The organism is Pseudoblastomonas marina, assembly GCF_034374265.1.
Classification (GTDB): domain Bacteria; phylum Pseudomonadota; class Alphaproteobacteria; order Sphingomonadales; family Sphingomonadaceae; genus Alteriqipengyuania_A; species Alteriqipengyuania_A marina.
This window is the reverse complement of the sequence record NZ_CP139718.1, coordinates 1,873,618-1,885,000: the sequence shown is the minus strand read 5'-3', so window position 1 is coordinate 1,885,000 and position 11,383 is coordinate 1,873,618. Positions and strand designations below refer to the sequence as shown.

9 protein-coding genes, 1 tRNA gene and 2 rRNA genes (1 of these 12 cut by a window edge) are annotated in these 11,383 nt (G+C 65.6%); 3 read left to right on the top strand and 9 right to left on the bottom strand.

Annotated elements, in window-relative coordinates; all coding sequences use genetic code 11:
* The 3 genes from T8S45_RS09305 to T8S45_RS09295 form a co-directional block, all read left to right on the top strand.
* A 23S ribosomal RNA gene (locus T8S45_RS09305) occupies window positions 1–1,161 on the top strand (it extends 1,631 nt beyond the left edge of the window).
* 118 nt (window positions 1,162–1,279) lie between these two features.
* Window positions 1,280–1,394 (top strand): 5S ribosomal RNA (gene rrf / locus T8S45_RS09300).
* Between the two features lie 100 nt (window positions 1,395–1,494).
* Window positions 1,495–1,571, top strand: a tRNA-Met gene (locus T8S45_RS09295).
* 95 nt (window positions 1,572–1,666) lie between these two features.
* On the opposite strand, the gene T8S45_RS09290 is transcribed toward T8S45_RS09295, so the two are convergent.
* The 9 genes from T8S45_RS09290 to T8S45_RS09250 all read right to left on the bottom strand — a co-directional run bounded on the left by T8S45_RS09290 (window position 1,667) and on the right by T8S45_RS09250 (window position 11,205).
* Window positions 1,667–3,355, bottom strand: coding sequence for a PAS domain-containing protein (locus T8S45_RS09290; protein ID WP_322293513.1), 1,689 nt, complete (start codon window positions 3,353–3,355; stop codon window positions 1,667–1,669).
* Between the two features lie 65 nt (window positions 3,356–3,420).
* Window positions 3,421–4,458 (bottom strand): P-type DNA transfer ATPase VirB11, encoded by a 1,038-nt coding sequence (virB11, locus tag T8S45_RS09285; RefSeq protein ID WP_322293512.1) that lies wholly within the window; start codon window positions 4,456–4,458, stop codon window positions 3,421–3,423.
* A 3-nt stretch (window positions 4,459–4,461) separates the two neighbouring features.
* A complete protein-coding gene (locus T8S45_RS09280) occupies window positions 4,462–5,589 on the bottom strand; it encodes a TrbI/VirB10 family protein (RefSeq protein ID WP_322293511.1) in 1,128 nt (375 codons plus the stop codon).
* Window positions 5,589–6,344, bottom strand: coding sequence for a TrbG/VirB9 family P-type conjugative transfer protein (locus T8S45_RS09275; RefSeq protein WP_322293510.1), 756 nt, complete (start codon window positions 6,342–6,344; stop codon window positions 5,589–5,591). The genes T8S45_RS09280 and T8S45_RS09275 overlap by 1 nt, the downstream gene beginning before the upstream one ends.
* On the bottom strand, window positions 6,341–7,537 hold the full coding sequence (locus tag T8S45_RS09270; protein ID WP_229658159.1) for a TrbL/VirB6 family protein: 1,197 nt from the start codon (window positions 7,535–7,537) through the stop codon (window positions 6,341–6,343). Before T8S45_RS09270 ends, T8S45_RS09275 begins: the two co-directional genes overlap by 4 nt.
* Window positions 7,534–9,954: a VirB4 family type IV secretion/conjugal transfer ATPase gene (locus tag T8S45_RS09265; RefSeq protein ID WP_322293509.1), complete on the bottom strand. Its 2,421-nt coding sequence runs from the start codon at window positions 9,952–9,954 to the stop codon at window positions 7,534–7,536. The genes T8S45_RS09270 and T8S45_RS09265 overlap by 4 nt, the downstream gene beginning before the upstream one ends.
* 34 nt (window positions 9,955–9,988) lie before the next feature.
* Window positions 9,989–10,273, bottom strand: a complete 285-nt coding sequence (locus tag T8S45_RS09260; RefSeq protein ID WP_188642553.1) for a VirB3 family type IV secretion system protein — start codon at window positions 10,271–10,273, stop codon at window positions 9,989–9,991.
* 3 nt (window positions 10,274–10,276) lie between these two features.
* Window positions 10,277–10,570: a TrbC/VirB2 family type IV secretion system protein gene (locus T8S45_RS09255; protein ID WP_322293508.1), complete on the bottom strand. Its 294-nt coding sequence runs from the start codon at window positions 10,568–10,570 to the stop codon at window positions 10,277–10,279.
* 8 nt (window positions 10,571–10,578) lie between these two features.
* Window positions 10,579–11,205 (bottom strand): lytic transglycosylase domain-containing protein, encoded by a 627-nt coding sequence (locus T8S45_RS09250; protein ID WP_322293507.1) that lies wholly within the window; start codon window positions 11,203–11,205, stop codon window positions 10,579–10,581.
* Window positions 11,206–11,383 lie beyond the last annotated feature (178 nt).

Sequence of the window (11,383 nt, the reverse complement as noted above, 5' to 3'; positions counted from 1 at the left end):
GGAGGCCCTGAATCGAGGCAACTCTTTTCAGGGGGCACAGGCCAGGGGGTAGCGACTGTTTAGCAAAAACACAGGACTCTGCTAAGTCGGCTTCAAGACGACGTATAGGGTCTGACGCCTGCCCGGTGCTGGAAGGTTAAGAGGAGGAGTGCAAGCTCCGAATTGAAGCCCCAGTAAACGGCGGCCGTAACTATAACGGTCCTAAGGTAGCGAAATTCCTTGTCGGGTAAGTTCCGACCTGCACGAATGGCGTAACGACTTCCCCACTGTCTCCAGGATATGCTCAGCGAAATTGAATTCTCCGTGAAGATGCGGAGTACCCGCGGTTAGACGGAAAGACCCCGTGCACCTTTACTGCAGCTTTAGAGTGGCATTAGGAAAGAACTGTGTAGCATAGGTGGGAGGCTTTGAAACTTGGGCGCCAGTCCGAGTGGAGCCAACCAGTGAAATACCACCCTGTTGTTTTCTGATGTCTAACCTAGGTCCGTTATCCGGATCAGGGACCCTCTATGGCGGGTAGTTTGACTGGGGCGGTCGCCTCCTAAAGAGTAACGGAGGCGCGCGATGGTAGGCTCAGGACGGTTGGAAACCGTCTGCGAGAGTGCAATGGCATAAGCCTGCCTGACTGCGAGACTGACGAGTCGAGCAGAGACGAAAGTCGGTCATAGTGATCCGGTGGTCCCTCGTGGAAGGGCCATCGCTCAACGGATAAAAGGTACGCCGGGGATAACAGGCTGATGATTCCCAAGAGCTCATATCGACGGAATCGTTTGGCACCTCGATGTCGGCTCATCACATCCTGGGGCTGGAGCAGGTCCCAAGGGTTTGGCTGTTCGCCAATTAAAGTGGTACGTGAGCTGGGTTCAGAACGTCGCGAGACAGTTTGGTCCCTATCTGCCGTGGGCGTCGATACTTGAAAGGAGTTGCCCCTAGTACGAGAGGACCGGGGTGAACGTACCTCTGGTGTACCAGTCATGCCGCCAGGCGTGCCGCTGGGTAGCTATGTACGGACGGGATAACCGCTGAAAGCATCTAAGCGGGAAGCCTCCCTTAAGATAAGGTATCTTCGAGTCGTGATAGACCATCACGTTGATAGGCTGGGTGTGGAAGCGCGGTAACGCGTGGAGCTAACCAGTCCTAATAACTCTGATCATGCTTGATGAATCCCACCATCAACGTCAGCCCTGCGAAGGGAAGCGTTGACGGACGATTGATCGGCCAGATCAACGCCTATACGTATCGCATCGATTTAAACCCGCACGCCGCGCCGGCTTCATTGCTTGGTGGTCATAGCACCTGTGACCCACCCGATCCCATCTCGAACTCGGCCGTGAAACCAGGTAGCGCCGATGGTACTAGTGCTTAAGCACTGGGAGAGTAGGTCGCCGCCAGGCATTGCAGCCGGCGCTGTGCGCGGGATAACCCATTCACTTGTCAGAGGGCCGCCCATCAGGGTCGGCCCTTTTGGCGTCTCTGACGTCAGCAAAACGGTGCCGCGGGGTGGAGCAGTCCGGTAGCTCGTCAGGCTCATAACCTGAAGGTCGTTGGTTCAAATCCAACCCCCGCAACCAGTTTTCTAAGAACCGCCCTCCGGGGCGGTTTTTTTGTGTCTCGAATGGACAGCCCGCCGGGGCGTCCGAAGGCCACGGGTCTCCCGCAGGAACGTTCAGCCAGTGCCTTTACGTCGTTCGCCGGGTTTCCCGCGCAGATGCGCGACATAGGCATAGCCGAAGATCTCGCCATCGCTCGAACGCAGCGGCCTGATCGTCTCGGTGACCCGCGCCTTTTCGCCGCTGGCAAGCCGCCGCTCGGTGTGCTGGGTCGTTCCGCCTTCCTGTTCGGCCTTCTCGAGCAGGGCGTATGCAGTGTCGGACTGGCCTTCGTTCAACCTTACTATCTTGCCGATACCGTCCTGCCCTGCGCGAAGAGCGAACAGGTTTCTCGCTCCGGCATTGGCACGCAGGACCATCCCATCCGGATCGAGCAGCACGATGGCATATTCCTCGACCGCATCCACCAGCGCATCGAACGACTGGTTGAGCCTTCGTTCGTCCTCGGCGAGGCGGCGGGTCATGGCGTCGAGCGCGTGATGGAGCCGTTCGATCTCGCTGCCACCCGAATGGCGCGCATTCGCCTCGCCCGTGTGTCGGGTGTCGGGAGCGACCGCATCTGCACGCTCGGCGATGCGCCTCAGGGGGCCAGACACCTGGCGGGTGAAGAACACCATCAGCACGACCGCCAGCAACCCTGCTCCGACCAAACCGCCCAGGAAGATGGGCAGCGCGAGTTCCCGGCCGTCTGCTTCGAGCCGATCTCTCGGTACCATGGCGACCACGGTCCATCCGGGGACTTCGATGCGCTTGGCGGACGCATAGGCATCAAGCCCTTCGACATAGCTCGGCTCTACCGATGCGTTTGCGCCGCCGACGAAGGCGCGGAGCTCGGCGAACTCTGCGTTGGGAGGATCGTTGAGGTCTAGCAGGCTCCCAAGATCGCGCCCAAGTCGGTCGGCGAGCGACGGGTGCCCCAGCAATTTTCCTTCGTCGGTCACCACGGCAATGCCGACATCGCTCGAACCGAGACGATCGGGAATCGCGTTCATCAGGTCCTCGAGCGGGATGCTGACACCCCAGGCGCCGAGATGGCGCCCGTCCAACCGTACTGGGAACATGCAACCGGTGGTCCAGCGTAGCCCGGTCTGATCGTAGGCGGCCTGCACGAGATCGGTGCAGCGGAAGTCGCCGGCAGGATTGTTGTCGGGGATCGATATCTGAACGAAGACTCGGTCCTGGAAATCGAAATCGGCGGGTGCATCGCGGCGATAGAAGATCAGCTCGTCGGTGCGGCGTGGGCCGTAAATCACCAGTCCGTTATAGGGGGTGAAAAAATATAGGCTTTCGATCTCGGGTGACAGCCCTGGCACGATGTCCTTCAGGGTTTCGAAACTGGCGACCATTTCGCGGCGCTCGCGCGGGTTCGGCGGCTCCCCGGTTATCAGCCCCCCGATTCCGGCGACTTCGGTCCCATCGGGGCGCACGCTCCCATGCCAGAGTTCGTCCGGTGTCCGGTAGGAACCGTCCGCCTGGCGGGGAAAGACCCGGTCGAAGCTTTCGAGAGAGTCGGCGCGCCGCAGCCGGTTGGCCATGCGCCGTGCCGCCTCGCGTTCGACCCGTTCGATTTCGGCGACATGGCTTGCAATCGCATCGGCAGTGGCTGCGCTTACCGACTGGAGGTCAACCAGTGCTTTCTCTCGCTCGTCGGCCAGTTCGGCCCGGTAGGTTGCATAGGTCAGCAGGCCGAAGATGACGAAGACCGTCGGCAAGACGAAGAGAAGGGCCCGCGTCCGCAACCTCATGCTCTGGCCGTTCTCCTCTCCATTCTCCCGAGGGAACTACCAGACTGCCTTTAGCGGTTGGTAAATCAAGCGCCGGTATTATCGGCCATCGCAACGAGATCGGCGGATCGTGCAATCGCGGCGATTCCACGCTTGCCGTCGGTGCGGTCGAGCTGGACGATCACGTCGATCACGCTCGCCGCGTATTCGAGCGTGTCCTGGCGGCTCAGCCCGATCCCGGTCTGCATCACCATTAGCGACAATTGCTCGAGCGCGCCGCGCACCGAATTGGCGTGGATGGTAGAGAAGCTGCCCGGATGGCCCGTGTTGATGGCGCGCAGGAAGGACACGCTCTCGGTCCCGCGCAATTCGCCCAATACGATCCGGTCGGGGCGCAGGCGCAGCGCGGCCTGAAGCAATTCGTTGGCGGTGACCTTGGCCTCGCCCAGCTCGCCCTTCACGGCAACCAGGCCGACGCCATTCTCGCCCCGCAGTTTCAGCTCGGGCGTGTCTTCGACGAGCACCACGCGCTCCTCGCCCGGAATCTCGCCGAGCATGGCGTTCAGGAAGGTGGTCTTGCCGGTCGAGGTGCCGCCCGAGACGAGGATCGTCTTTCGTGCCTGGATCGCTGCCCGGAGGAATTCGATCGGCTGCTGCTGGTGATCGGGAAAGTCGGGCTCCACGTGCTGCCCGAGGGGGCCGTGGTCATAGGCGTCGAGTGGCAGGTCGAGGCGGCGATGCCGGCGGATCGCCATGCACCAGTGCTTGCGCGCGGCAGGCGGGCCGCAGAACTGGATTCGCGCGCCATCTGGCAGCGTCGCCCCGAGCAGCGGGTGCTCGCGATTGATCCCCTGGTGCGAGACCCGCGCGACCTGTTCGGCGAGACGCTGGACGAGGCGATCGTCGATCTCGCTGGTCTCGACCTTGCGCATCGGCCCGCGCAGCTCGGCGTCTTCGATCCAGACTTCGCCGGGGCGGTTGACCAGGATCTCGGTGACCGAATCCTTGTCGAGCCATTGGCGGAAGGGCGCGAGATAGGCGTCGAGATAGACGCTGCGCGCATCGGCACCGATTTCGGGCGGGCTGTCCGGGCCTTCGCCGTCGGCCGAGATCGGCGCGTCCATCGCTCAGCGTCCCGTGACGACGGTCGAGAAATCGAGGTCGCGCGCGGTGAAGACGCGGATCGGCTCGCCCTGCTTGACGCGAATGGTCGGGCCGATCTCGCCGTTCTGCTGGAGCGCGGTGGCCGCAGCGCTCTGGCCGCCGCCGAGGACGACGCTCGCCCCGCCGCCGGCGATCGCGGTCAGCCCGCCGATCACCGAGAGCAGGATCGCCGAGCCGAAACGCTGGAAGAACTTGTTGTCGACGTCGCCGGCGAGCCCGGTGGTCCCGTCGAACCCGGTCCCGGGGGAGGCGAGGTCGACCGAGACGCCGTCGGGTTGGAGCAGCCGGGTCCACACGACATAGGCGCGCTTCTGCCCGGCCTGCACGCCGCTCTGGTACTGGCCGACGAGCCGCGAGCCGCGCGGGACGAGCACCCGCTTGCCGTCGAAACTGCGGACATCCTTGCTGACGACCGCACGGACATAGCCGGGCACGTCGGTGTTGATCGCGGTTTCGAGCACGGCGGGAATGAGCGTGCCCTGCGCCACCGTGGTCGACGGATCGATCGACCGCGCTGCGCGGGTCGGCGCGCCGCCCACGCCGCCGATCCGCGAGGCAAAATCGCTTGCGCTGCCGCCGCCGGGGGTCGGCGGGGCTCCGGCGGCTGCTGCATCGGCGGCTTCGGCAGCGGCGGCGGCGCCGGGCGCGCGCCCGACGTCGTACACCACGGTGGGCGAAGAATAGGGATTGCCGATCGGGGCGGTCTGCACCGTCGGTACGCTCGATGTCGTGGCGGTATAGACCGGGGCGGGCGAGGCTACAGGCGGTCCTGCCGCTTCGGCCGGCTGTGCCGCCGGAGGTTGGACGATCGGCTGAGCCGGTTCGCCCGTCGCGATACCGGACACCTGTTCGTCCGGCTGACCTCCGCCGATCCCTTGGGCGTTGCGCTCGGTATCGGGATTCTGCAACGCCCACAGCGTCACCGCCCCGAGCGCCCCGATTGCAATGATGCCCGCGGCAAGGCCGAGGCCGTCGCTCGCGCCCTTGCGCTGGGTCACCGCGGGATAGGAATTGCGGCGCGCGAGATCGGTATCTTCGAGATCCATCGCGTCGCGCGGGTCGACCGCGTCTTCGGTGGCGGCATCGCGCATCATCGGCTCCCCGCTTCGGCGCTCACCCGCGGCGGGCCGGCATAGAACAGTTCGGCAAGATCGTCGCCGCTGCGCAGGACGATCAGCGCGGGTACGCCCTCGACCACGATCGTGTCGCCGCGCAGCGTGTAATTGGCGGGGCCTTCGTCGCCCTCGTCGTTGCGCAGCAGGATCGCCGGGATCGCGCGCTCGGGATCCCAGACGAGGAAGGTCGCCTCGGCGTCGTTGTAGATCCGTTCCGGCATCAGCACCGCCGCGCCGCGGCGCGACCACTGCGTATTGAGCGTCGCGGGATCGACCACTGCATAGGGATCGCTGGCGGCCGCGAGCTCGGCCGCGGTCGCGCGGGCAGCGGGGCTCGCGACGGTCTCTTCGGCCTCGGCTTCGTCGGGATAGATGAAGCTCAGCATATAGACCGGCGGGTTGCGCGGATTGCTGACGAGGTCGAATAGATAGGTGCGCTTGCTCGTCACCACAGTCATGTTGGTCGACGCGATTTCGGACAGGGGTTTGACGAAGACGCGGTCGGCACCTTTGTTCGGCGTGACCTGCCAACTGTTGGAATCGCCGATTCCGATATTCTCGATCACCTCGTCTTCGCCAAAGACGATCATCGCCTGGACATTGGTGCGCCCTTCGAGCCGGACCACGCGATCCTCGTCGTAGAACACCTCGACCAGGCGCGGATCCTGCGCGCGCACGTCGGTAGCTGACGCGATCAGCGCCAAGAGCAGGGCTGCGACCACCCGCATCATCGTATCATCTCCGGTTTCCTGGCTGCGGACGGCGCGCGGAAGCGGCTGCCGATCCCGTGGGTTCGTGATGGTGTGCCGGCACTGTCGCTCGATCCGGCTGCGACGCCCGCGGCGCGTTCGGTGACGGTGCGGATCTCGGTCCGGTTCGACATGCCGCCGGAGTCGTTGGCGGCATTGGCGGCCATGATCGCGGCGGGCATGCGCGCGCGCTCGGCGGTGCCCGAGACGGACGACGCGGCCTGCGCCGCCGCCGGTTCGCGGGCCTGTGCATTGGTGCCGGCTGTGGTGTTGGTGATCACGGTACGGCTCTCGCTGCGATCGCGGGCGAGGCCGAACACGGTCCACCCGGCGACCATCGTCGCCGAGACCTTGAGTACCAAGATCATCAGCGCGACATGGACCGCGCCGATCAGGAAGAACGCCATCGCAGCGCGCGGATCGATATTGCCCTGCTGGGTGGCGAGGCTCGAGATCACCGGCACGGCGAGTTCGAGCATGACCCCGCCCGCGAGCACCGCGAACAGCGGCGCGAGCGCGAGCATGGTCAGTCCCTTGATCCAGCCGACGAACAGCCCGCGCGTCCCTTCGAAAAGGACGAGGCTGACGAAGATCGGGCCGAGCGCGACCAGCACCGCGAGCGCGATCTTGGCCGTCACCAGCACGCCGACCGTCCCGAGCAACAATAGCGTCCCGCCGAGCCACAGCAGGCCGGTCGGCGAGAACACCGAAATGTCCTGCCCGGCACCGCCCGCCCCGGCGATCTCGCCGATCGTGAGGAAGGTGATGTCGATCTTGTCGGCGAAGGTGGCGGTGGCCGATCCGTCGATCCCGGTGATCACGCTGGCGAGATAGTCGGGCGAGAGCACGAAGACGTTCCACACCAGCGCCTGGAAGGCGAGCCAGCTCGAAGTCAGCACGATCACCAGCACCAGCGTCGCGAAACGCGGGGTGAGCTGCGAAATGCCGAGCCGCGTGCGACCGGTCATCAGCGCGATCCCGAACAGCGCGACGAACAGCGTGAAGAAGATCGTCAGCGCGGGGACGAGTTCGCCGCCCGGGCCGAACAGCCGCGCGAAGGCGGCCTGGGCCATCTCGCCCGCGACGCAATCGACCCCGCGCAGCGCACCGGCGAGCCCGCCGGCAATACCGTCGGTGTAGAGATCGCAGGACGAGGCGGCGGCGGCGGTCGTCACTCGGCTGCCTCGGGCATGTCGCTGTCGTGCTCGATGCCACTGTCGCCGGGCCACGGATGCCCGGTCAGGTGCGGGTACCAGGCCGCCGGATCGTCCCCGAGTTCGGCGCGGAGATTGTCGAGCTTGCGCACCGAGGCCTCGCGGCCCGACAGCACGGTCAGCACTTCGGGCGCGCCGCCAAGGTCGAGCCGCACCACCACGCTCGCATTGGGCTGGCGCACGAGGAAGCAGCGGCTATGCGCGGGCAGCGTCTTGATCAGCGCGAGCTCGTGCTCGGTCAGGCCGAAGCCTTCGGAATAATCCTCGGCGCGGGCGCGCGGGTTGGGAGTGAAGACCAGCGTCGCGGTCTGTTCGACGAGCGCGGTCGATATCTTCGAATCGAGCGCGTCGCGCGCGCTCTGCGTGGCGAAGCCGACCAGCGCGTTGCGTTTCCGCAAGGTCTTGAGCCAGTCGCGGATGCGCGCGGCAAAGACCTCGTCGTCGAGCGCCTTCCAGCCCTCATCGATCAGGATCATCGTCGGATGCCCGTCGAGCCGTTCCTCGATCCGGTGGAACAGGTACATCATCGTCGGCGTGCGCAGGCGCGGGCTTTCGAGCAATGCGGTCATGTCGAAGCCGAGCACGCGGCGTTCGAGATCGACCTCGTCGCGCTCATTGTCGAACAGCCAGGCATGTTCGCCGTCCTCGATCCAGGCCGAGAGGCGGTCGGCGAGGTCGCCGGGTTGCGGGCGGCGCGTCCCGGCGAGCAATTCGCGGAAATGCCGCAGGCGCCGCAGGCGCGGGTCGTTCTCGTAAGTCGCGTCGACCGCCGCTGCGATCGTCCCCAGCTCTTCGGGCCCCTCGGCATTGAGCATCACGCCCAACCAGTCGCGCAGGAAAGCCTTGTTGGCTGGGGTCTCGGGCAGCATCAGCGGGTTGAAACCGGTCGGCTCGCCCGGGCTGATCCGGTCGTAGCGCCCTCCGATCCCGCGAATGAAAATCTCAGCGCCGCGATCCTTGTCGAACAGGATCGTGCGGGGGCTGAATTTCTGCGCCTGTGCGGCGAGGAAGTTCATCACCACGGTCTTGCCCGACCCCGACGGGCCGAAAACCGAGAAATTGCCGAGGTCGCCGGCGTGGAAATTGAAGAAGAACGGAGTCGAGCTGGTGGTCTCCAGCAGGGCGACCGCATCGCCCCAGTGATTGTTCTCCGCCCGCCCCAGCGCGAAGCCGTGCAGCGACCCGAAGCCCGCCATGTTGGCGGTCGAGATCATCGCGCGACGCACGATATACTGCTCGTTGCCGGGGAATTGCGCCCAGAAGCCCGGCTCGAGATTGGTGTCCTCGCGCACCGCGATCGCGCCGGTATCGGCCAGCGCGGCGCCCACCGCCGCGGTCGCCTCGTCGAGTTCGGGAAGGGTGGGTGCCTTGACCAGCACCGAGAGGTGGTGGTCGCCGAACCCGACCGAACCCGCGCCGAGCTGGTCGCGCGCCGACAGCATTTCCGCGCGCTCGCTCGCCGCTTCTTCGTCGGCCGAGCGCAGGCGGCGCAGGGCGAGGTCCATCCGCTCGCGCGCGGTCTGGCGCTCGTTGGGCGCGTAGCTCTCGGTCACCGTCATCTCGAACGGCAGCCGCAGGAGGTTGTCGAGCAGTCCGGGCGCGGTCGCTTCGGGATATTCCTTGAGGCTCATCAGCGAGCCGAAATCGGTCGCGCCCGCACCGCGCAATTCCATCGCATCGAGCCCGAAGCTGGCGCGCCGGTAGGGGATCATCTGCCCCAGATCGACATGGGCCTCGGGCGTGCGGACCGGCCGCATCTCGCCATTGTAGAGCGCCGAAAGCAGTTCGAGCGGCTCGGAAAACCGGCGGCCGTCATTGCCGCCATATTCGCCGAGAATGCGCGCGCCATAGGGCTGGAGCGCGGCGACCAGCCCGGTCGCGGCGGCGCGCAAAGCGCGCATTTCCTTGACGTCGGCGACGATCTCGCGACTGCCTTTGCGCTTCCAGGCCCGGCTCAGCCGCTCGGCGATGCCCGCCTTGCCGCGCGCGGGGCGGCGGATCAGGGTGATGAACTGGTCGTTCACGAACAACTTGCCGCCCGACAGCAGCTGGCGGTGGCGGCGGTCGATATGCGCCGAGAGCGGATCGTCGAACTGCGCGTCGAGTTCGACTTCGACCCGTCGCCGGATGACGTGGTGGTAGAGCACGAAGCGCGCATCGAGCGTCGAGCGCAGGATCACCTCGCGCGTGGCGGCGTGGGCGTTGAGTGCGTCCGAATCCTCGGTCTCGAACAACAGGCCGGGGACCTGGATCGACTGCATCAGCGCGCCGTCGCGCAGCAGCACGGTCTCGCCGTCCTCGAGCCGCAGATAGGGCAGGCGATCGCCGGCCAGCGCTTCCTTCGCGCTCCAGCCTGCCGCTCCGATCCACTTGCTCATAGAATTGCTCCGAAGTCCCGCATGGGACGCATTGTCAGGGCGCGTAGCTGTTGCAGCCCCAGCGCTTCCAGTTGCGCACGCGCGGCGTCTTGCTCACCTTGGTCAGCCAGAGATCGAACACGCGCGGCTCGCGCAGGCAGGCGAAATAGCCGATCAAATGCATCACCACGGCGACCGGGAGGATGATCCAGTTGCGGAAGATCAGGAAGGCCTCGACGGTGACGACGGCGTTGATGATGAAATAGTTGAACGTCACGCCCATGAACATCTGCGGCCGGGTGAGGGCGCGATGGACGGGGGCGCGAACGAGACCCGCCATGGCTCAGCCGCCTGCCGCGCTCTGGATGCCGCCGACGATCGAGGCCGCGCCGAACAGAATGAAGGTGCCGAGAATGACGGTCGCGCCGAAGCGCCAGTTCATCCGGCCGGTCAGCATCATGAAGCCGACTGCGGCGACCGCCATCACCGCAACCGCCGTGGCGACGCTGCCGAGGAGGGTGTCCTGCATCCAGCTCAGCGCACCGACGATCGGGCCTGAACCCGCAGGGTCCTGCGCCATGGCGGCAGTCGGGAAAAGCAGCGCCGCAAGCGCGGCGGAAACGGACGTCTTACGCATGGTCGAAATCAACTCCGGGATTGCGCGGCCAACCGGCCCATGATGGAAGCTACGTATAGCTGAGTTTCGCGGATCGCGGGTATGCCATTTACCCGCGCGACCCGCTCGGGCCCGCAATTATAGGCAGCGAGCGCGAGGGCGAGATTGCCTTCGAAACGGTTCAATTGAATGCGCAGGTAGCGCGCCCCGCCTTCGAGGTTCTGGAACGGATCGTGGATGTCCACCCCCATGTCGCGCGCGGTACCGGGCATCAATTGCGCGAGCCCCCGCGCACCGACCGGCGACACGGCCTCGTGGCGCCAGCGGCTTTCCTGCCACACCAGCGCGTCGATCAGCGAGGGCGAGAGCTGGTAGCGGATCGCTAGCCCGGCGACATGCGCGCGATAGAATTCGGGCACCGTCATCGGGACCTGCGCCAGCGCGGCTTCGAAATCCTCGCCGTCGACGCCGGGGGGCGGAGCGTACTGGCCTTGCTGCGGCGGCGGCCCGCCGACCTTCCAGCTGTGGCCTTCGGCACCGATCTCGATGACATCGGCCATGGCGGGCATCGCGAACAGAGCCGACACGATTCCGGCCCCGCCGAGCGCGAGGCGCGGCAGGCGAGCAGGTTTGATCGTGATTGGCGCGAATCCCATTCGGCCCAGTCCTCCGTCCGAACGCGCATGGCTACCACATGTGACGCGCGCGTGACAATTTCCCTGCGCTTTGCGGCGCGTCGGCGGGGGCGATGCGACACGGATGTGCGCGAAGCCTTGATTGTTCTGGTTTTCCCGTAATTCCACCCTGCCGGCGGCGCCTGAACCGCTATTGAAC